Source organism: Achromobacter sp. ACRQX (genome assembly GCF_022346505.1).
Taxonomy (GTDB): domain Bacteria; phylum Pseudomonadota; class Gammaproteobacteria; order Burkholderiales; family Burkholderiaceae_B; genus Achromobacter; species Achromobacter animicus.
In genome coordinates this window covers 37,744-58,308 of record NZ_JAKRML010000010.1, presented here as the reverse complement: position 1 = coordinate 58,308, position 20,565 = coordinate 37,744, and the positions used below count along the sequence as shown (strand labels likewise).

At 65.2% G+C, this 20,565-nt stretch carries 18 protein-coding genes and 1 pseudogene; 10 read left to right on the top strand and 9 right to left on the bottom strand.

The features are described 5' to 3' along the window. Window position 1: 1 nt before the first annotated feature. Together MHZ91_RS11500 and MHZ91_RS11495 are read right to left on the bottom strand one after the other, a co-directional pair. Window positions 2–1,708 carry an ABC transporter permease subunit gene (locus MHZ91_RS11500; protein WP_239213668.1) on the bottom strand — a complete coding sequence of 569 codons (1,707 nt, stop codon included), beginning with the start codon at window positions 1,706–1,708 and terminating at the stop codon, window positions 2–4. A 52-nt stretch (window positions 1,709–1,760) separates the two neighbouring features. Then, window positions 1,761–2,810, bottom strand: coding sequence for an ABC transporter substrate-binding protein (locus tag MHZ91_RS11495; protein ID WP_239213667.1), 1,050 nt, complete (start codon window positions 2,808–2,810; stop codon window positions 1,761–1,763). Between the two features lie 145 nt (window positions 2,811–2,955). Here MHZ91_RS11495 and MHZ91_RS11490 point away from each other — a divergent pair, with 145 nt between their 5' ends. Then, the gene (locus tag MHZ91_RS11490) at window positions 2,956–3,732 is read left to right on the top strand and encodes a LamB/YcsF family protein (RefSeq protein WP_239213665.1); all 777 of its coding nucleotides are present in this window, start codon (window positions 2,956–2,958) and stop codon (window positions 3,730–3,732) included. Here MHZ91_RS11490 and MHZ91_RS11485 read toward each other — a convergent pair. After that, on the bottom strand, window positions 3,726–4,664 hold the full coding sequence (locus tag MHZ91_RS11485) for a LysR family transcriptional regulator (protein WP_239213663.1): 939 nt from the start codon (window positions 4,662–4,664) through the stop codon (window positions 3,726–3,728). The genes MHZ91_RS11490 and MHZ91_RS11485 overlap by 7 nt on opposite strands. A 293-nt stretch (window positions 4,665–4,957) precedes the next feature. Here MHZ91_RS11485 and MHZ91_RS11480 point away from each other — a divergent pair, with 293 nt between their 5' ends. The 5 genes from MHZ91_RS11480 to MHZ91_RS11460 all read left to right on the top strand — a co-directional run bounded on the left by MHZ91_RS11480 (window position 4,958) and on the right by MHZ91_RS11460 (window position 10,519). After that, a complete protein-coding gene (locus tag MHZ91_RS11480) occupies window positions 4,958–5,947 on the top strand; it encodes an N-carbamoyl-D-amino-acid hydrolase (protein WP_239213661.1) in 990 nt (329 codons plus the stop codon). A 35-nt stretch (window positions 5,948–5,982) separates the two neighbouring features. Then, complete coding sequence (locus MHZ91_RS11475; protein WP_239213659.1) at window positions 5,983–7,011, top strand: threonine/serine dehydratase; 1,029 nt, start codon at window positions 5,983–5,985, stop codon at window positions 7,009–7,011. A gap of 139 nt (window positions 7,012–7,150) precedes the next feature. Beyond that, the gene (locus MHZ91_RS11470; RefSeq protein ID WP_218343863.1) at window positions 7,151–8,137 is read left to right on the top strand and encodes a tripartite tricarboxylate transporter substrate binding protein; all 987 of its coding nucleotides are present in this window, start codon (window positions 7,151–7,153) and stop codon (window positions 8,135–8,137) included. 5 nt (window positions 8,138–8,142) lie between these two features. Further along, window positions 8,143–9,597, top strand: a complete 1,455-nt coding sequence (locus MHZ91_RS11465) for an amidohydrolase family protein (protein WP_218343860.1) — start codon at window positions 8,143–8,145, stop codon at window positions 9,595–9,597. A 196-nt stretch (window positions 9,598–9,793) separates the two neighbouring features. After that, a complete protein-coding gene (locus tag MHZ91_RS11460; protein WP_239213657.1) occupies window positions 9,794–10,519 on the top strand; it encodes a type 1 glutamine amidotransferase in 726 nt (241 codons plus the stop codon). A gap of 70 nt (window positions 10,520–10,589) precedes the next feature. On the opposite strand, the gene MHZ91_RS11455 is transcribed toward MHZ91_RS11460, so the two are convergent. From MHZ91_RS11455 to MHZ91_RS11445, 3 genes are all read right to left on the bottom strand, one after another. Then, window positions 10,590–11,294, bottom strand: a complete 705-nt coding sequence (locus MHZ91_RS11455) for a ribonuclease activity regulator RraA (RefSeq protein WP_175121516.1) — start codon at window positions 11,292–11,294, stop codon at window positions 10,590–10,592. A gap of 65 nt (window positions 11,295–11,359) precedes the next feature. After that, window positions 11,360–12,295: a dihydrodipicolinate synthase family protein gene (locus tag MHZ91_RS11450; RefSeq protein ID WP_175136488.1), complete on the bottom strand. Its 936-nt coding sequence runs from the start codon at window positions 12,293–12,295 to the stop codon at window positions 11,360–11,362. Window positions 12,296–12,337: 42 nt separating this feature from the next. Next, complete coding sequence (locus tag MHZ91_RS11445) at window positions 12,338–13,123, bottom strand: SDR family oxidoreductase (protein ID WP_239213655.1); 786 nt, start codon at window positions 13,121–13,123, stop codon at window positions 12,338–12,340. Window positions 13,124–13,401: 278 nt separating this feature from the next. Between MHZ91_RS11445 and MHZ91_RS11440 the strand changes: the two genes are divergently transcribed. The 4 genes and pseudogenes from MHZ91_RS11440 to MHZ91_RS11425 form a co-directional block, all read left to right on the top strand. Beyond that, window positions 13,402–14,298, top strand: coding sequence for a LysR substrate-binding domain-containing protein (locus MHZ91_RS11440; protein ID WP_239213653.1), 897 nt, complete (start codon window positions 13,402–13,404; stop codon window positions 14,296–14,298). An 80-nt stretch (window positions 14,299–14,378) separates the two neighbouring features. Further along, window positions 14,379–14,705, top strand: coding sequence for a helix-turn-helix transcriptional regulator (locus MHZ91_RS11435; protein WP_239213652.1), 327 nt, complete (start codon window positions 14,379–14,381; stop codon window positions 14,703–14,705). Between the two features lie 39 nt (window positions 14,706–14,744). Further along, window positions 14,745–15,824: an ACR3 family arsenite efflux transporter gene (gene arsB / locus MHZ91_RS11430; protein WP_239213650.1), complete on the top strand. Its 1,080-nt coding sequence runs from the start codon at window positions 14,745–14,747 to the stop codon at window positions 15,822–15,824. Next, window positions 15,821–15,961, top strand: a pseudogene (locus MHZ91_RS11425) (arsenate reductase); the annotation flags it as partial. The gene arsB and the pseudogene MHZ91_RS11425, both read left to right, overlap by 4 nt. Here MHZ91_RS11425 and MHZ91_RS11420 read toward each other — a convergent pair. From MHZ91_RS11420 to MHZ91_RS11410, 3 genes are all read right to left on the bottom strand, one after another. After that, window positions 15,924–17,072 (bottom strand): PepSY domain-containing protein, encoded by a 1,149-nt coding sequence (locus MHZ91_RS11420; RefSeq protein ID WP_239213648.1) that lies wholly within the window; start codon window positions 17,070–17,072, stop codon window positions 15,924–15,926. The pseudogene MHZ91_RS11425 and the gene MHZ91_RS11420 overlap by 38 nt on opposite strands. Next, window positions 17,072–19,471 carry a TonB-dependent receptor gene (locus MHZ91_RS11415; protein WP_239213647.1) on the bottom strand — a complete coding sequence of 800 codons (2,400 nt, stop codon included), beginning with the start codon at window positions 19,469–19,471 and terminating at the stop codon, window positions 17,072–17,074. The genes MHZ91_RS11420 and MHZ91_RS11415 overlap by 1 nt, the downstream gene beginning before the upstream one ends. Before the next feature lie 112 nt (window positions 19,472–19,583). Then, entirely contained in the window at window positions 19,584–20,564 is a 981-nt protein-coding gene (locus MHZ91_RS11410) for a FecR domain-containing protein (RefSeq protein WP_239213646.1), read from the bottom strand. Window position 20,565 lies beyond the last annotated feature (1 nt).

Sequence of the window (20,565 nt, the reverse complement as noted above, 5' to 3'; positions counted from 1 at the left end):
GTCAGTGTTCCTTCTTTTTGCTGATCAGCAGGTTGGCGAGCAGAATGAGTGCCGTTGCGCCGACCAGTAGGCAGGAGGCGGAGATAACGGTGGGATCGAAGTCGTTGGCCAGGCCTTCGAACATCAGTTTTGGGAGGGTGCGGTTGCGTATCGTCGTCAGGAATAGCGCCATGACCACGTCGTCGAAAGAACTGACGAAGGCGAAGACGGCGCCGCCGATCAGGCTGGGGATCAGCGCCGGCAGCATGACCAACCTGAACATCGCGGGCCAGGTGGCGCCCATGCCCAGCGCAGCAAGCTCGAGGCTCGGATCCAGGCTGCGCAGCGCCGCGCGCATGGTGATGTAGACGTACGGCGCGGCCAGCACCGTATGACCAAGGATCACGGCCATGGAGTTCGCGACCCAGCCGACGGGCGCGAACAGGTAGTACAGCGCGACCGCCGTGACGATGGCTGGGACAGACATGGGGACGATGAAGAATGCGTCCAGCCAGCCTTGATGGCGCTTAGCCAATCTGCTGACCCCCAAGGCTGCTGCAGTGCCCAGCGCCGTCGCAAGCAGGGTGACGACGATGGCTATCCGAGTGCTGGACGCCAAGGCGGCCAGCCACTTGCCATCGGTAAAGAAGTTCTCGTACCACCGCAGCCCATAGCTGGGTGGCGGAAAGATGGGGAAGTCCGTCGTGCCGAAACTCATCGGGATGACGACGACGATGGGCAGCAGCAGGAATACGGCGCATATCACGCCCAGCACTGCGGATACCCGGCCGCCCGGCGTGCGTCGATAGCCCGTGTGGTTGCTGCCCTTGCCGGAGCTGGCGCTGATCAGATTGTTCAGGCCGAACAGCCGGTTGAACAGCCACAGCGATAGCAGCACGGTGGCTAGCAGCACGCCAGCCAGGGCCGACGCCAGCCCCCAGTTCAGCTCTTCCGTGATGTTGTGCGAAATCAGTTCGGCAGCCATGCGCTGGGCAGGCCCGCCCATCAGCGACGGCGTGATGTAGTAGCCGACCGCGTTCATGAAGACGATGATGCCGCCCGCAACGGCGCCGGGACTGGTCAGAGGCAGGATGACCCTGCTGAAGATGCCTGCGGATCCTGCACCCAGGCCTTGCGCGGCCTGCACCAGACTGCCGTCCAGGGACCGGAACGAAGCATAGAGCGGTAGCACGACAAAGGGCATGAGCACGTGCGTCATGCCCACCATCACACCGGTGAAGTTATAGAGAAATGCCATCGGCTGGTCCAGAATGCCCACTGTCGTCAGCAGCGTGTTCAACGGCCCGTTCTTGCCCAGCAAGGCGATCCACGCCGATGTGCGCACCAGCGCGCTGGACCAGAAGGGGAGCAGCACCGCGAAGAACAGCACGCGCGCCACCGTGGGCGACACGGTCGCCATCAGGTAGGCCAGCGGATAGCTCAACAGCACGCAGGCCAGCGTGACCGCCGCGGCGATCGTGAACGTGTTGACGAGCACGATGCGGTAGATCGGCGTGTCCAGCAGATGGCGATAGTGGCCCAGCGTCAGTCCGCCGTCCTCTCCCTTGAAACCGTTGCCGAGCAGACCTGCAATCGGGCCGGCAAAGAACAACAGCAGGAAAAGCAGCAGCGGCAGCGCGGCAAGGGCCGCAACGCGGCCGCGCCGGGAGGCGGCGGCCCGGCGCGGTGTGGCGACGGGCAGGGAAAGGGCGTCGGTGCTCGTAGTCATGGCATCTTGGCGCCGGCGCGCACACCGGCGTCTGAGTGAAGAGGCAGAAAGATCAGCGGGCGCGGACCTGGTTGTAGCGTTCGGTGATGGCCGGGCCGTTCGTATCCCAGAACTCCGAATTCAGGAAGATGCTGTTCTTCAGGCGCTCGGTGGTCGACGGCAGACGCTCCAGGCGTTTGGCGTCGATCAGCGGCAGCGCTTGCTCGGTGGTCGGGCCGTACGCGATGTACTTGCTGAATTCGGCCTGGTGCTTGGGCTGGATCATGTAGTTCAGCAGCTTGATGGCCGCGTCTCGATTGGGCGCGCCCTTGACGATGGCGAAGTAGCCGACCTGGGCGATGCTGTCGCCCCAACCCATGGCGATGGGCAGACCTGAATCGATGCCGGCCTGGAAGCGGCCGTTCCAGCCCAGCGCCATCACCACTTCGCCGCTGCCCAGCGCGTTGACCGGTTCCGCGCCGCTCTTCCACCAGCGGGCGACGTGCGGCTTGATCTCGTCGATCTTCTTGAAAGCACGATCCAGGCCTTCAGGGGTGGCCAGCACCTTGTACACGTCCGCAGGCGCGACGCCGTCGGCGATCAGCGCCGCTTCGATCACCGTCGCGGGATCGTCCTGGAGGGTGCGCTTGCCAGGAAACTTCTTCACGTCCCAGAAATCGGCGAACGTGCTGGGCTGAGGCTTGCCGGCAGGGAACGCCTGCGTCGAAAAGCCGATGTTGGTGGAGAAGATTTCGGACGGCACGCCGTAATCGTTGCGGGCATTTGCGATGACGTGGTCCTGGTTGACCATGTCTGGCGTGATCTTCTCGAAGACGCCAAGCTTGATGCCGCGTGTGAGGCGGGCGCTGTTCTCAGTCACCACATCCCACGTGATCGACTTGGTGTCGATCATGGCGCGAATCTTCGCGACCTGCGGATCGGTGTCCTCGTGAACCGTAACGCCGGCTTCCTTGGAAAACGGCTTGAGCCACGCGTCCCGGATGGCGCCCTGGTAGTTGCCTCCCCAGCTTGCGAAATTGAGCTCGGCCGCTTGTGCAGCGCCCGTGGCCATCGCCAGCGCGGCGGCGATGGTGCACGTGACGTTCTTCCATGTGAAATTCATTGCTTGGACTCCGTTCCATAAGAAAAGCGCGGTGGGCAGACTCGCCCCGATCCAGGGCATTTCGCCTCGGCAAGTCCTTGGCATGCAATTTGCATGCCAACGGTATGCCAAACCTTCAATTTCGCCTTTTCTTGGAGTCCTTCTGATGCGCGATGTAGACCTCAATTCCGACCTGGGAGAGAGCTTCGGCCACTACAAGATCGGTGCCGACGAAGCCATGCTGGACCTCATCACCTCGGCCAACGTGGCCTGCGGTTTTCACGGTGGTGATGCATCCGTGATGCACCAAACCGCGGCATCCGCCCTAAAGCGGGGCATCGACGTGGGCGCCCATCCGGGCTTCAACGACCTGTGGGGCTTCGGTCGGCGCAAGATCGTGGGCGACAGCCCGCAGGCCATCGGCGACATGATTGCGTACCAGATCGCCGCGATGCAGGGCATGGCCCGCGCGGCCGGGCATCGCGTGACGCACGTGAAGGTGCACGGCGCATTGGCCACGCTGGCGTTCGAGGACCGCGCGCTATCCGAGGCGCTGACCTGGGCGATGCGCACGCTCGATCCGGAACTGGTGCTTGTCTGCACGCCTCACAACGAAACCGAGCGCGCGGCGCGCCGGGCTGGCATCCGCGTGGCCTGCGAGGTGTTCGCCGATCGTCTCTATGGCGACAACGGGCTCACCTTGCCGCGCAGCGAACCGGGCGCCGTCATCCACGATCCGGCCGCGGCGGCTGCGCAGGCGCTGCGCATGGTGCGGGAGCAGGCAATCCGCACGGTGGGCGGCAGGGTGGTCGAGATGCCGGTGCACACGATCTGCGTGCACGGTGACAACCCGCAAGGCGTGGAGATTGCGCGCGCGGTGCGGCAGGCGCTGCTGGATGAAGGTGTGCGCCTACGGCCGATTTCGCAGCTGGACTTTCAGTAGGGCGCGTCTTTCTGCGCTTGCCGGATCAGCGCCCGCAGCACGGTCGCGAAGCGCTTTGCCGTGCTGGAGAGCGGGCTGCTGGCCGAATGCAGCAGATGGATGGCATGGCTGAGCGCGGGTTCGGTGGGTAGCAGGATGAAGTCTTTGCGGAAGCTGGGGTGATAGCCGAACGACTCGATCAGCGCCACGCCCACACCCTGGCGTACCAGCGCCAGCGCTTCGGGCGTGGAACGTATTTCGATCTGCGGGTGCACTGACGCCGCTCCTGAATGGAGGAACCGGCTGGCCAGACGTCCGAACGGCGTGTCTGCGCCATAGCCAATAAGCAGATGACCTTGCAGGTCTTCGGCCCGCAGCCGGCTGCGCACCGCCAGCGGATGACCGCGCGGCACTGCGCACCCCAGCCACCCTTGGCCGATCTCCTCGCTGACGATATTGGCGTTCACCGGCGGGGGCATCGAGGCGATACCGAAATCGGCCTGTCCCAGCAACAGGTGCGGCAGCAGCGCGTCGAAGGCCAGCGGGCGGTAGCGGATGGGCGTATCGGGATGCCGTTCGCGAAACTTCTGGATCGCGTGAGGGATGAGCCATTCGCTGAAGCTGGGGCTGGAAACGAGGCTTACGGCGCCAGCCGAACCCGCGCCCAGCGCGCCCGCCAGATCGTTGAAGCGATTGACGCGGCCGAAGATCTCTTCGGCCTCGACAAAGAGGCGGCGCGCCTCGGGAGTGGGATGCAGACGCCCCTTGACGCGCTCGAACAGCCGGTAGCGCAAACGGTTTTCGGCCGAGGCGAGCAGACGGCTCACGGCGGGTTGCGTCACGGACAGCATGCGACCCGCTTCGCTGAGCGAACCGGTCAGCATCACGGCGTGAAAGACCTCGATCTGGCGAAGCGTCAGCGCTCCGGGCGCAGAGGGAAGGGGGCCGGACATAAGGAAGCACTCGTGGACGGGAACGCGTTGCCGGCCATTTTATGTCGGGGAAGCGCCGCTGCGCGCACACAACGGCTCCGCCATGACCTTTTGCGCGCACCCCATAACTAAATGCACAGTCCCCGCGCCGGTCCGCAAGGCCGGGGTTGCGCGCAAAACCGTTTGTTTTCAAGGCTCGGCGGGTCTTGGGAGAGAACGCAGGACGGGTCATTTCGCTGGGCGGGCCGTCTTTGCGCGCCGCTGCCGCCGCGTCATGCTGCAAGCCATATCGCAACCCACCTCAGGATTTTTCCATGTCCCGCATCGTCACCGTCGCTGCCGCCCAATTGGGTCCGATCCAACGTTCCGAAGGTCGCGATGTTGCGATCGGCCGCATGATCCGGCTGATGGAGCGCGCGCATCAGCGCGGCGCCCAGGTCGTGGTGTTCCCGGAGCTGGCGCTGACGACCTTCTTTCCCCGCTGGTACTGCGAGGACCTGGACGAGGCCGACGCGTGGTTTGAACCCAACCTGCCATCGCCCGCCACGCAGCCTCTGTTCAACGCCATCAAGCGCTACGGATTGATGGTTTACCTCGGCTACGCCGAACTGGCCAGGGAACCGGACGAGCAGGGCGTGGTGCGCAAGCGCCGGTTCAACACGTCTGTCGTGATCGCGCCAAACGGCGAAGTCGTGTTCAAGTACCGCAAGGTCCATTTGCCCGGCCACGCCGAGTTTGCCGAGCATCGTCAGGTCCAGCATCTGGAAAAGCGCTACTTCGAAGTGGGCAACCTGGGCTTTCCCGTCGTGCGCGCGCCGGTCGCACCCGGTATCGACGCCAATCTGGGCATGTTGATCTGCAATGACCGGCGCTGGCCGGAAGCCTGGCGCGTGCTCGGGCTGCAACAGGTCGAACTGGTGATGCTGGGCTACAACACGCCCAGCCGGAACCAAGACAACCGCGGATTTGAGGCGCACCACCTGAGGGTGCTGCATTCGCATCTGTCCATCCAGGCGGGCTGCTATCAGAACGCCACCTTTGCCGCGGCCGTCGCCAAGGCCGGCACCGAGGACGGCCATGAGTTGTTGGGCCATTCCATCATCGTCAATCCGCAGGGCGAGATCATCGCGATGGCTGCGACCTGGGATGACGAGCTGATCGTCGCCGACTGCGACTTGGACCTGTGCGAACTGGGCCGCAGCACCGTCTTCAACTTCGCCAAGCATCGCCGTCCCGAAGCCTACGGCCGGCTGATCGAGCAGACCGGCAGCGTCGCGCCCGCCGTCTGGACGCCGTCCGCCTGATTCGTCCGAATTCTTCTTCCTTGCTGGATAGCCTCATGACCGCGATGCCCCTGCCTACGACCATCGAACACGAAATGCTCGGCACCCTGCGCGTGCCGGAATACGCCGACGTAACCGCCGCCGCCCAGCGGCTGGCGCCCCACGTGCGGCGCACCATGCTGTTGCGCTCGCCAGTCCTTGATGAACTTGCGCAGGCGCCAGTCTGGCTGAAGCTGGAAAACCTCCAGGTGACGGGTTCCTTCAAGGCCCGCGGCGCGTTCAATGCCTTGCTGAACATGGAGCGGGCCCAACGCCAGCGTGGCGTGGTGGCGTATTCGACCGGCAATCACGGCCAGGCTGTCGCGTGGGCCAGCCGCTGCCTGCGCGTTCCCGCCACCATCGTGATGCCGGTCGACGCGCCGGAAAACAAGGTGGACAAGGCGCTGCGCCATGGCGCCAGGGTCGTGCGCTACGACCGCACTCGCGAAAGCCGCGAAGAGATTGGCATGCGTCTCCTGGCCGAAACCGGCGCCACGCTGCTGCCGCCCGGCGACCATCCCGACGTGCTGGCAGCCCAGGGCACGCTGGCGCTGGAAGCCCTGCAGGACCTGCCCGCCGCAGCGCTTGCAAACCTGGGGCTGTTCGCAACGCCGTGCGGCGGCGGAGGCATGGCGGCAGGCTGTTCACTGGTGTTGCGCGAGCTTGCGCCACAAGCCCAGATGGTGGCCGTGGAGCCCCTCGAATTCGACGACACGGTGCGGTCGCTGGCCTCCGGCAAGCGTGAAACCAATCCGGCGGGCGCCAAGACCTTGTGCGACGCGCTGCAGGCTGCGACGCCGGCCGAACTGCCCTATGCGATCAACAGCCGGTCCCTGAGCGCTGCCGTGTCCGTGAGCGACGGCGAAGTCGCCGCCGCCATCCGTTTCGCGCTCGAAGAACTGCGCCTGGTGATCGAGCCGGGTGGGGCGGTTGCGCTTGCCGCGTTGCTGGCGGGAAAGCTGTCGGCCGACGGCCGCGATGCGGTGATCGTGCTCTCAGGCGGAAACATCGATCTACCGCTTTTGCGTCAGATCGCCCTGGACTGAGCGCTCGCGCCGCAGTCCGGAACGGCGGGACCCTTTCAGGCCTGCCGAGCAGTAAGGGCGCCCATCAGGCGCCTTGCACAACCCACGCGGGACGCAGAGCCCGCGCGGATACACCTATAACAGTCCAAGGAAGAAAACCATGTCCACGTATCAAAGCAGCGCCAAGCGCTGGCTCGCGGCCGCGAGCGCAGCATTTACCTTGATGGCGGCGTCCGCCGCGCAGGCCGCTTATCCCGAACATCCGGTCACGATCGTCGTGCCGTTCAATACCGGCACCACGCCCGACCTGGTGTCGCGCCTGCTGGCCGCGGAAATGGCCAAGCAGACGGGCGGCAACTTCGTGGTGCAGAACCGCACCGGCGCGTCGGGCATCATCGGCACCCAAGCGGTGGCGAACGCCGCGCCAGATGGCTACACGATTGGGTTTGCCAACGTCGCTACGCTTGCCATCAACCAAAGCCTCTACGCCAAGCTGCAGTACGACGCCGACAAGCAGTTGGCGCCTGTCGCGCTGACGGGCTCCGTGCAGAATCTGCTGGCCGTGCGCCCCGGCTTGAACGTCAAGAGCGTCGCCGAGCTGATCGCCATGGCCAAGAAAGACCCGGGCAAGCTGGTCGTCGCCTCGGGCGGCAATGGCACCACCGGGCACCTGAGCGCCGCGATGTTCGGCACGATGGCAGGGGTGGAATTTATGCACGTGCCGTACAAGGGCGGCGTCGAGGCGGACCTGGCCGTGCTGCGCGGCGAAGCCGACCTGGTGTTCGACAACATTTCGTCCATCGCGGGGTTCGTGGAGCAGGGCAAGGTCGTGCCGCTGGCCGTCACCGATCTGCAGCGTGATCCGTCCATGCCCGATCTGGCGACGCTGGATGAGCAGGGACTGAAGGGCTACCGCGCCGTGGCCTGGACCGGCTATGTGGCGCCGGCGGGCACCGATCCGAAGGTTTTGGACTATCTGAACGCCGCCTTCAACAAGGCGTTGCAATCCCCAAACGTGCAAGAGAAGCTCAAGAGCATGGCCTACGTGCCGAACATCGGGCCGCGCCAGCAGCTCTTTGAGCGTGCGCATGCGGAGCGCCCGGTCTGGGCTCAGGTAATCCAGCAAGCCAACGTCAAAATTGACTGAACCTTATGAACGGCGAACGCTACGACCTGCTGATCCGTGGAGGCACGGTAATTGATGGAACGGGCGCTGACCGCGTCCAGGCCGATGTGGGCCTGCGCGGCGGCCGGATTGCGGCCGTCGGCGACCTGAATGGCGCCAACGCCGATCAGGTGCTGGAGGCGGGCGGCCGGATCGTGTCGCCCGGCTTTATCGATACGCACACCCACGACGACCGCTACCTGTCGATGGATCCCGGCATGCCCGCCAAGCTGAGCCAGGGCGTCACCACGGTCGTGACCGGCAACTGCGGCATCAGCCAGGCACCGTGGCGTCCGGGTTGGCGAGGCGAGGTGCCGGCGCCGATCAACCTGCTGGGCAACGAGTTGGCCGACTTCCCGTACGAGACCTTCGGCGCCTACCTGGAAAACCTGGACCGGCATCCGCCCGCCGTGAATGCGGCATGTCTGGTGGGGCACACGTCGCTGCGCGCCGCCGCGATGACCGACCTGACCCGCCCCGCGACGGCGGCCGAGATCGAACACATGCAGGCCTTGCTTCGCGAAGCCATGGAGAGCGGCGCGATCGGCCTGTCGACCGGCACTGCATATCCGGCGGCCATGCCAGCCACGTTGGATGAACTGATGGCTGTTGCCAGCGTGCTGCGCGAGCATCGCGGGCTTTACGCCAGCCATATCCGCGACGAGGGCGACCGCATCTTCGCCGCGCTGGATGAGGCCTTCGCCGTGGGCGCCGCCGGCGATGCGCCCGTCCTGATCTCGCATCACAAGCTGATCGGTCCACGCAATCATGGCCGCTCGGTTCAAACGCTTGCGCACATCGACAAAGCGGGGCAGGGGCAGAAGGTGGCGCTGGATTGCTATCCCTACGTTGCAGGATCCACCATCCTGCGCAAAGACCGCCTGGCGGTGTCCAGCCGCGTGATCGTGACCAAGTCGGTGCCATATCCCCAGTACGCAGGACGCGATCTGGACGACATCGCGCTCGATATGGGTCTGAGCCCGGAGGACGCGGTCGATGCGCTGCAGCCGGCTGGCGCGATCTACTTCATCATGGACGAGACGGACGTCCAGCGCATCCTGGCGTACCCGGGCACCATGATCGGCTCGGACGGCATGCCGCACGATCCCGCGCCGCACCCGCGCTTGTGGGGCACGTTCCCGCGGGTCCTGGGCCATTACTGCCGCGACATCGGATTGTTCACGCTGGAGCAGGCCGTGCACAAGATGACGGACAAGCCCGCCGCTTACTTCCGCCTGCCGCAACGCGGCCGCATCGCGGTGGACTACGCGGCCGATCTCGTCGTGTTCGATGCAGACACCATCGCCGACACCGCAACCTGGTCGTCGCCGACGAGCCAGGCAGTGGGGATCGACTACGTGCTGGTCAACGGCAGCGTTGCATGGCAGGCGGGAGCCGCCACTGGATCGCGCCGTGGCAAGGTGATTCGGGCGGGCCGCTGAGCACGCATGACCGGCGACTTGACCGGCTGATTGCACCGGGACAAAGTGGGCCACGAGGAAGGTCTCTCGTGGTCCTAACCAATTACGCATAATGTGTATTATGTAAAGTGCAAAATGGCCGTTTTCGTCCCGTCACCACGCAGCCATCAGATAAGATGCGCGCCAAGCCTTCCCAACCCATCCCCATCCAGACCCCATGACCCCGCGCGTCGCCATCATCGAAACCATGGAGAACACGCAGCTCGGCCTTCTGCTGAGCGCGCTGAATGAAGCCCAGGCCGACATCACCTGGTTCCGCGTCTATCGCGACGGTCTTGGCGACATTGCCCTTGACGACTTCGACGCCCTGATCGTTCCCGGCGGCTGGCCGAGTGCGCAGGACGACGATCTTTATCCTTACCTGCCCAAACTGGTCGCGCTGATGCGGACATTTGGCGACGCCGGCAAGTCCGTGCTGGGCATCTGCTTAGGTGCGCAGGTGCTGGCCCGCGCTTACGGGGCCGACAACCTGTTGGGGGTGGCGCGGGAATTCTCCTGGACGCCGCTGACCGTGACGGACGATGGGCGCGCCGATCCGCTGTTTGCCGAATTGCAGGGCGGCTTCACCAGTTTCCAGTGGCACGTCGACACCTACACCCTGCCCCCGTCCGCCCTCCTTCTGGCCCGATCCGAAATGGTCCAGAATCAGTGTTTTCGCGTGGGGCGGGCAACTTACGGCATGCAATTCCACTTTGAAGCCAGTGGCGACGTGGTTCACGACTGGACGCGCGCCAATCCCGACCGGGTCAATCGCATTGCGCCGGGCTGGCTGGAGACCCAGGCGGCCGAGGACCGGGCCCGCTTTGCCGCCGACGCCGACGAAGCCGGCGCGCGGATCGCCCGCGCATTTGTGGCCACCATCGGCGAGCGCGCGCGGACCTGATCGACACCGGCCCGAACAAAAAAAGGCGATGCCAGATTTCCCGGCATCGCCTTTTTGCTTTCACCGAGGGTCAGCGCTTCTTGGACGCCTCGTATTTCGCCTTGTTGGCTTCGTTCGGCGGGTACAGGCCCGGCAGCACGGCGCCATTGTTGACCTCGTCCATGATCCAGCCTTCAAAACGTTCCTGCTCGACGGCGGCGTCAACCACGTCGGCCAGCAGCGCGGCCGGGATGACGACGGCGCCGTCCTGGTCGGCAACGATCACGTCATCCGGAAAAACGGCCACGCCGCCGCAGGCGACGGGCTGCTGCCAATCCACGAACGTCAGGCCGGCCACCGACGGAGGCGCCGCCGCCCCGCTCGCCCAGACGGGCAGCTTGGTTCCCAGTACACCGGCCAGATCGCGCACGACGCCGTCGGTCACCAAGCCCGCAACGCCGCGCTTGGCCATGCGGGCGCACAGGATGTCGCCCCAGATGCCGGCGTCTTTCACGCCCATGGCGTCGACCACCGCGATGCAGCCAGAGGGCATCTGTTCGATGGCGCCGCGGCTGGATTTGGGCGAGGACCATGATTCCGGCGTGGCCAGGTCTTCGCGGGCCGGCACGAAGCGCACCGTGAACGCCCGGCCGACGATGCGTTCGAGGCCTTGCGCCAACGGGAAGGCGCCGCGGATCCAGACGTTGCGCAGCCCTTTCTTGAGCAGAATCGTGGTCAGTGTTGCCGTCGTGACGCCGGACAGCGCCTTGAAATGAACCTCGTCCGAAACGGTCATGGGTTTTTCTCCCTGTGAAATCAGAATGGGCGCTCAGCGCGCCCGAGCTCGATGCGGCAGATGCCTTAAACCAGATCCCGCGCGCGCGCGTCGCGCTTGCCCAGGCGCGCCAACAGATGATCGACCTCGGTCCGCGCCTGGTTGGTCAGCGCAGCACCGGGCCGGCGTTGCGCCGCACTGGTCAGGATGCCGCGGCGCATCATTACGTATTTGCGCACGGCCAGGCCGACACCCGGCTGCTGTTCGTAGCGCAGCAGCGGCAGGTGCGCATCGAACAGATCATGCGCCTCTTCGGTCCTGCCCTCGCCTACCCATTTGACGAAGTCGCACAGCATGTCGGGAAAGCAGTATCCGGTGTTGGCGCCGTCGGCGCCGCGCGCCATTTCGTAGTCCAGGAACAGGCCGTTGTTCCCGCACAGGATCGAGATATGCCGCATGGCGCCTTCGGCTTCAAAGCGGCGCAGCGCCGAGATCTTCTCCAGGCCCGGCCAGTCTTCGTGCTTGAGCATGACGCACGAGGCCAGATCGGTCACGATCCGCCGGATGACCGTGGGCGCCATCTGCACCGAGAACGTCAGCGGATAGTCCTGCAGCACAAACGGAACGTCGTCGCCAATGGCCTCCACCGCCTGGTGGTAGTAGTTGACGATCTGATCGTCGGTGCGCAAGGTGTTGGGCGGCGCGATCATGACGCCGGCCGCGCCGCGGTCCATCACCTCGCGCGTGAGCGAACGCATGGAGGCGAAGCCGGGCGCCGACACGCCCACCACGATGGGAATGCCCTGCGATTTGCCGATCACCTGCGAGGCGATTTCCAGGGATTCCGCGAAGTCCAGTTTGGGCGCTTCGCCCAGTTGGCCCAATACGGTCAGGCCGGTCGAGCCGCAAGCCAGATAGAACTCCATCATGCGGTCGATCGAGGCGTGGTCGACGGAACCATCGTCAAAGAACGGCGTCGGGGCGATGGGATATACGCCTTTCGCGTCAGCAGTCAGTTTCATGGTCTGTTTCTTCAAGAAGTTGTTTGAGTCAGGCGTCAGGCCTTAGATGCTTGCGATGAGACCGCCGTCCACCCGGATCGTCGATCCGGTGATGTAGCTGGCCCGCGCGCTGGCCAGAAACGCAACCGCATCGCCGTATTCCTGCGGGTCACCGTAACGGCCCACCGGAATGGCGCTGGTGCTTTCGCGGCTGACGTCCTCTACGCTGCGCCCTTCGCGCTTGGCCCGGGCCTCGTCCAGAAAAGAGATGCGCGCCGTCGCAATGCGGCCCGGCAGCACGATGTTCGACGTGACGCCGTCCTTGCCCACTTCGCGCGCCAGCGTCTTGGACCACCCCACCAGCGACATGCGCAGCGCGCTGGAGATGCCCAGATTCGGAATCGGCGCAATGACGCCCGACGAGGTGCTGGTGATGATGCGGCCCCACTGCCGTTCCCGCATGCCCGGCAGGATGCGATCAGTCAGCTTGATGACGGACAGCACCATGCCTTCAAAATGCTCGCGCCAAAGATCGGCCTGCTGTCCGAAAGACGGCGTGGGTGGCGGGCCACCGGTGTTGTTGACCAGGATATCGACAGGACCCACATTGGCCTCGATCCACGTCACCTGGCTGTCAAAGGCGTCCAGTGCACGCAGATCCCATTGCAGGGCAAAGGCAGACAGGCCCTGGGCCTTGATGCCGTCGGCGGTGGCCGTTGCGGCGTCAAGGTTCAGATCGGCGACGACCACCTTGGCGCCTTCGCGCGCCAGTGACTGTGCAATGGCGCTGCCCAGGCCACCGCCGCCGCCCAACACCAGCGCCGTCTTGTCTTTGATACCCAAATCCATCGTTACCTCCGTACGTAAAAAGCTTGATCAGTCAGCGCTGAGCGCTGGCCGGCCTATCTTGACCGCGTCGCGCCACCCTGCGTCTGATGGATCGCAAGGTGCGCCCTGTAGACCTCATTCTCTTGCCAAAGCGCATCGCGGAAAAACGGAAAATTGTTGGGTAGATCATTCGGTTTATGAATGATTTGCCAGTTGCAAGGTATGCGTCTCCCAGCGTGCAAGCTGTGGGCGCGGGCAATTCCGCTATATTGGGGCCACCATTTTCATACACGCATTGAATGAACCCGCGCCGCCTCACCCCCTCCATGTCCCTGCTGTTGGCCTTTGAAGCCAGCGCCCGCCATCTAAGCTTTACGCGAGCGGCGACCGAGCTTGCGCTGACGCAAAGCGCCGTCAGCCGGCAGGTGCAGGCGCTGGAAGATCTTCTGGAAGTCGCGCTTTTTCGCCGGGAAAAGCGGCGGATTGTGCTGACCGAGGCGGGCACGGGATACCAGAAAGAACTGGCCGCCGCACTGCAGCGCATCCGCAGCGCATCGCTTCAGGCCATTTCACACCGCACCGGCCGAGGCGCCTTCCACCTCGCCGCGTTGCCGACATTTACGGCGAAGTGGCTGATGCCCAGGCTGCACCGCTTCTATGCGCGCCATCCCGGCATTCTGGTTCACCTGCATTCACGCGTGACGCGCTTCGACCTGGATCTGGCCGGCATCGACGCCGTCATTGCCGTGGGCGATGGCGACTGGCCGGGACTGGTCCCGCATCGGCTGATGAATGAACACGTCATCCCGGTCATCAGCCCCGACATCGCCGCGCGCCAGACCATCCGAAGGCCCGCAGACCTCATCCAGCACGTGCTGCTGCAAGTCGCGGCCCGGCCGGCCGTGTGGCAACGCTGGTTCGAAGCCCACGGCCTGCCCGTGCGCTCGATGCGCTGGGGCGCGCAGTTTGAACTGACCACGCACCTGATCCAGGCGGTGGCGTCGGGCTTGGGCGTTGGGCTGTTGCCGACCTTCCTGGTGGAGGATGAGTTACGGCAAGGCGTGCTGGCGCCCGCATTGGATGAGGAATTCAGCACGGGCGCGGGATACTTTTTCCTGGCGTCGCCAGACAAGTTGGCCATGCCGGCAGTGGCGGCGTTTCGGGATTGGTTGCTGGATGAGAGCGCGGGGGGGTGAATTCCAGCGTTGATCTCGGGCGGTCCGCATCCGCATTCGCCGCTATTCAATAATTCAACAATCGTTGTATTATCCGGCGCATGAATGAAGAACATGCCGTGCTGGCCCTCGCCGCCTTGGCCCATACCCAACGCCTGCGCGTATTCCGCGCCCTGGTCGTCGCCGGACAAGAAGGCCTGACCCCCAGCGTGCTTGCCGACCAGCTTGCGGTGGCGCGCAACACGTTGTCATTCCATCTGAAAGAGCTGGCGCATGCGGGACTGGTCTCCATCGAACAGCAAGGCCGCAACCTGATCTACCGCGCCGACTTTTCCCGCATGAACGGCCTGCTGGGATATTTGACCGAGCACTGCTGCGCGGGCGCGCCTTGCGCAGTCACCGATCGCGGCGCGTGCGAATCCTGCTGACCCAGCCCCCCTACCTACCGCCCTTCTCACCTGCAACCCATGCCCTCCACCGCACCCGCCGCACGTCCGGCGCCCCAGCGCCCTTCCATGAACGTCTTTGAGCGCTATCTCACCTTGTGGGTCGTTCTCTGCATCGTCCTGGGCGTGACATTGGGCCAGGCGGCCCCCGGCGTATTCCAGGCCATCGGTCGCATGGAAGTCGCCCAGGTCAATTTGCCGGTCGGCATTCTGATCTGGGTGATGATCATCCCGATGCTGCTGAAGGTGGACTTTGGCGCGCTGGGTCAGGTCAAGCAACACTGGCGTGGTATCGGCGTGACGCTGTTCATCAATTGGGCAGTTAAGCCGTTCTCCATGGCCTTTCTGGGCTGGCTGTTCATCCGCCACGTTTTCGCCGCCTGGCTGCCGGCCGACCAACTCGACAGCTACATCGCGGGTCTGATCCTGCTTGCCGCCGCCCCGTGCACGGCAATGGTGTTCGTCTGGAGCCGGCTGACGGGCGGGGACCCGGTTTTCACGCTGTCTCAGGTGGCGTTGAACGACACCATCATGGTGTTTGCCTTCGCGCCCGTGGTTGGCCTGCTGCTCGGCCTGTCGGCCATCAGCGTGCCGTGGGACACGTTGCTGGTTTCTGTGGGGCTGTACATCGTGGTGCCGGTCATCCTGGCGCAGGTGTGGCGCCGCGCGTTGCTACGGCGCAGTCAGGCGGCGTTCGATGCCGCGTTGGCGCGGATCGGTCCGTTCTCGATGGCCGCCCTGCTGCTGACGCTGGTCCTGCTGTTCGCGTTTCAGGGCGAAGCCATCATCGGGCAGCCCTTGGTGATAGCGATGTTGGCGGTGCCCATTCTGATCCAGGTGTTCTTCAATTCCGGCCTGGCGTACTGGCTCAACCGGCGCGTCGGTGAAAAGCACAGCATCGCGTGCCCGTCCGCGCTGATCGGCGCGTCCAACTTCTTCGAACTCGCGGTCGCGGCTGCGATCAGCCTGTTTGGCTTTCAGTCCGGGGCGGCGCTGGCAACGGTGGTCGGCGTGCTGATCGAAGTCCCCGTCATGCTGCTCGTCGTGCGGATCGTGAATCAGAGCAAGGGCTGGTACGAAGCCGGCGCCGCGCGCAACTGACGCCGCTTGGCACCCGCCTTTGCCGGCCGTCCGAAGCAGTCCTGAATATCCTGCCGCAACGCCAACGCGGCGCGCTCAACAAGGAGGACGGCGACCCCGTCATCGACGCGAACGGCAATCGCGTCCAAGGTGCCTGACAGCTGAGGTGTTGCGGCGGTTATCCGACCTTCTTCGCCACCACAACCACAAACCGCTGATCCCCAGCGTGGCCAACCCCAGTCCCAGCATCGCCACGCCGATCTCACCCGCGGGGCCGCCCAACTCTCCTGTATGCAACGGATAGATCACCGAGTTGATCCGCGTGCCCGGATCGAGTTCGTTCCAGCGGTGCGCGGCCAGAACCCTGCCGTCCCGAGGATCCAGCCAGACGGTGGAGCGCCCGTTGGGATGCGAATCGTCTGGAACGCGCATTCGGATAGCCATGGGCCGGTCGAGGTGTGGCGTGTAGAGAATGAAGCCGATCTCGCCGTCCGGGAATGCTTCCCTGGCCGCCGCGGCAAAGGCGTCCAGAGATGGCGGCCGGGGCATCCCATCCTGCGACGCCGCCATCCCGGCCACCAGCCCCGGAAGCTTAGGCGCGACCACGCGAGCCTGCCCGCTGGCCGCAGTGATCCACCCGCCGATCGGACGCCAAGCCAGGTAAGCCCCCGTCGCCACCGCCACCGCCAGGAAAATCGCCAGAATCGCCCCGCCCTGACGATGGACATCAAACAGCGCGCGCAACGTTCCCTTGTCGAATACCATGCGCAGCGATGGCGGCCATTTGCGCGGCCACCAGAGCACCAGCCCGGACACCATCAGCACAAGATACGCCAACGCGGCCCACGCCAGCACCGCCTTGCCGGTCTGCCCCAGCATCAACGCGCTGTGCAGTTGATAAAGGACCGCGGTAACGCCCTCGTCCTCTGCCCGCCTGCCCTGCTCTCGGCCGCTCGACGGGTCCAGATAGACGGTGCCCCGCCAGGCGGCGCGCACCCGCACCTGCAACGTGTCACCCGCCTTGCGGGGCGGATCGAACGTCAACGAGGCATCTGGGCCAAATGCGGCCACCAGATTGCGCCGCACGGTTTCCAACGGCACGGCGCCACCATCCGGCCGGCTTTCCGCAACAAAATAAGCCGGATGCAACATCCGATCCAGCGGCCGCGCAGCCACGAGCAAGGCGCCCGTCAACCCGGACAGAATCAGAATTCCGCCCAGGACGAGCGCGACCCAGCGATGGCAGGCCAGCCAGACGCGCCGAGGCATCAATACGCCAGTCGCGCTTGCAGGTAGACCGTGCGCGGCGCGCCCACCATGCGGCCGCCATTGGTGTCGACGTTGCGCGTGTAGTAGCGGCGATCAAACAGGTTGTTCACCCCCACCGCCAGCTCGCTGCCGCGCCATTGCGGCACCTTGTACGCCAGTTGCGTGTTCCAGACGCTGAAGCCAGGCACACGGCCATTGGTCGCGTCCGCATTCTCAGGCCCCGTGTTGGCGGTGTCCGAGTATTGGCTGCTTTGCGCCGTGGTGAACAGGTTGAACGTCCAGTTGTTGCGCGTGTACCGGCCGCCCACTGTACCGGTCTGGCGTGAATAGAACGGCACGTCGTTGCCTTCGAATTCGCCGGATTTCTGAATGGCCCGCACGTACGTGTAGTTGGCGTAGACGTTCAGGCCGGCAAGCGGCCCGGAGCGGTCGAAGTCATAGTCGATGGCGAACTCGACGCCATTGTGCGTCGTGGCGCCCAGATTACGGAAGACGGCCGGGTTCGTGCCAGGAATCGACAGAATCTGGTTGTCGAAGCGCAGATCGAACACCGTGAATTCCGTGTGCAGTTGCTCGCCCGTGTAGCGCAGGCCGGCCTCGACCGTCTTCGCGATCTCGGGGCTCAGCGGATTGGTCGCGGACATGGAGTTGAGCTGCGTGTACTGGACCGCGCCGAACGAGGTGTTGTAGTTGGTGTAGAGCGTCAGCGCGTCATTGACCAGGTACGCCACGTTCAGCGACGGCAACCCGCGGCTGTTGCGCATGTCGAACGGCGTGTCGTTGGCGGTGCCGCTCGGCTGGCGGTGGGTGTCGATGCGCTCGTAGCGCACGCCCGGCGTGATGCGCCAGTTGCCGTAGGCAATGCGGTCGTCCAGGTAAACGGAGTGCGCGTCGGTTTCGTTGTCGAAGACCTGCTGCACACCCACGCGCTGGCCGGTCGACAGCGACTCGGAATAGCGCCTGTCTTGGCCGGTTTCGTGGATATAACGGTAGCCGATGGTGACGTCATGCGTCGTCGGCCCCCATTCGATGCGCTGCGTGTAGCGCGGTTCGATACCCAGCACCTGGTTGTTGCGCGGTTGGTAGTCATTGCGGTTCGCGGCGGAATTGATCAGCGAACTCTGCCGCGAGCTGTCGTAGTGATAGACGCGCGCCTCGAACTCCTGCGTCTCCGAAATCGAATTCAGATAGCCGATATCAACCTGGTCCCGCTGCCCTTTCCAGTAATCGGTCGGGTGCGTGTTCTGGAAGGGATCGTCCCGATACTGGGCGACGGTCAGGCCGCCGGGCGTCATGGATTTGACGTCGTAATGCGCGAACTTGCCGTAGATCTCCGAAGTGGGCGTCAGCGCAAAGCGCCATTTCAACGCGACGTCGTTGTAGCGGTCGTCGCTGCCGTCGCGCCATTGCTCGCCGTCCATGCCGGAATACATCAGGGCCACACCCAGGCCGTTGTCGAACTGCGTGCCCAGGAAGCCGGTGTATTGGGTGTTCGTGCCGCCGTGGCTGAAGATGTTGTAGCGGGCCGAGGCTTCGGCGGTCAGGCCGGGCGTGTTGGGAATCGCGCGGGTCTTGAAGTTGATGACGCCGCCGACGTTCTGCGGACCATAACGCACGGCCCCGCCGCCGCGCACTACGTCGATGGCCTCGATGTTGCCCAGACTGGTCGGGGACATCACCAGGTTCGGTTGTCCGTAAGGCGCCATCGCCATCGGGATGCCGTCCAGCAGCATCGTCGTGCGGAAAGAGTTGCGCGGGTTCAAGCCCCGGATGCCGACATGCAGGCCTACCGAGCTGCCCGTGGCGCTGGTACTGCCGCTGATCTGCACGCCGGGCACGCGTCGCAGCGCGTCCGCCACGCTGGTGGCGCCGCTGTTCTGGATTTCGTCGCGGCGCAGCAGCGTGCGCGCTCCGCCAAAGGTCTGCACGCTATTTTCAAGGCCGGTGCCCAGCCAGTCACCGCTGACCTGGATCGATTCCAGCGTGCTGGCGCTGGCGGCGGGCTCGGGGGCCTGCGCCACAGGCTTGGCCGCCGGCGCCGCCAACGCGCGCACGACAGAGCCCTGCCCGCCCTGCGCTTCGGCAACAAGGCCCGTCCCGGCAAGCAGCTTGGCCAGACCGGCGTCCACCGCGTAGCTGCCGTTCAACCCTTGCGTGGTCAGACCGCCTGTGTCTGCGGGACGGAACGACACCGTGATGCCTCCCGCCTTGGCGAACGCCGAAAGCGCCTGGTCCAGCGGACCGGCGGGAATGCGGTAGTCCTGCACGCCGGCTTGCTGCACGGGTTGGGCCGCCGCGGACGACGACGCGCCAAAGGCGGCGGTCAGGCTCAGGCTCAGTGCGGCCAGGCGCAGGACGCGCGTTGCAGCGCGCGCGGGCGATGGGTGTTGAAGTGCCACGTGTTCACATCCGGTTCAGGTCATCAATGCGCGGTATGCCGGATGAGCCGGGGCAAAAGGGACACGCAGGAAGCGGCGCAGTTGTAAATAAGTGAAACGACGTCGCGGCGGGCTATCGACCCAGGGTCACCCAATAGGAAGTCCGCGTCACCACGCGCAGATCCAGCGTGTTGGCCACGACAGCCAGCAGCGCATCCGTGTTCTCCAGGCGGAACACGCCGGACACGCGCAGGCCCGCCACGTCCGGATCGCAACGGACCACGCCGCGCCGGTAGCGCGCCACTTCGGCAAGCAGCGCGTCCAGCCGCATGTTGTCGGCTTCGATCACCCCGCGCGTCCACCCCGGCGCGGTGCCCGCCCGCAGCGGCGCGGCCGCCGGGAGGTCGCCTTGCAGAAAGGCCTGCGCCGTAAAGCGCACGGACTCGCCCGCGCTGAACACCCGCGTCGATCCCCCGTTCGCCAGCGTCACGGCAACCCGATGCTCGAGCACCGTCAATTCGGTCATGGCGTCTCGGCCGTCCCGCTGCCGGACGACGAACCGCGTGCCCAGGGCTTGCAGACGTCCCTGCGGCGTTTCGACATAAAACGGCCGAACCGCCTTGTCGGCCGCCGTACGTACATAGACTTCGCCAGACCGCAACTGCACCACGCGGGCGGCGTCGGAATAGCGTACGTCCATGCCCGTATCGGTATTGAGCAGCACCTCGCTGCCGTCGGCCAGCATCAGGTCGTGGCTTTCGCCCACTGCCGTGCGGTACCCGCCCTCCTGCCCGTAGTGGACGCGGTATCCCAGCCATGCCGCGGCCGGCGCCGCGAAACCCATCGCCGCCAGGGTACGCAACACGGTGCGCCGGCTGACCCGCGGCTCGCGCGTCAGCAGCGGCACCCCCAGCGCGGCCGGCACGGCGTTGAACTGTTGCGTCAGCCGCTGCGCCCGTTGCCACGCGAGTTCGCGGTCCGGGCTGCCCGCGCGCCAGCGTTCGAAGGCGGCGTGATCCGCTGGCCCCGCCTCGCCCGAATGCAAACGCACCAGCCAACGCGCCGCCTCGCGGATGATCGCGGCGTCCAGAGGCTTGGATTCGGCGGCGGCCATG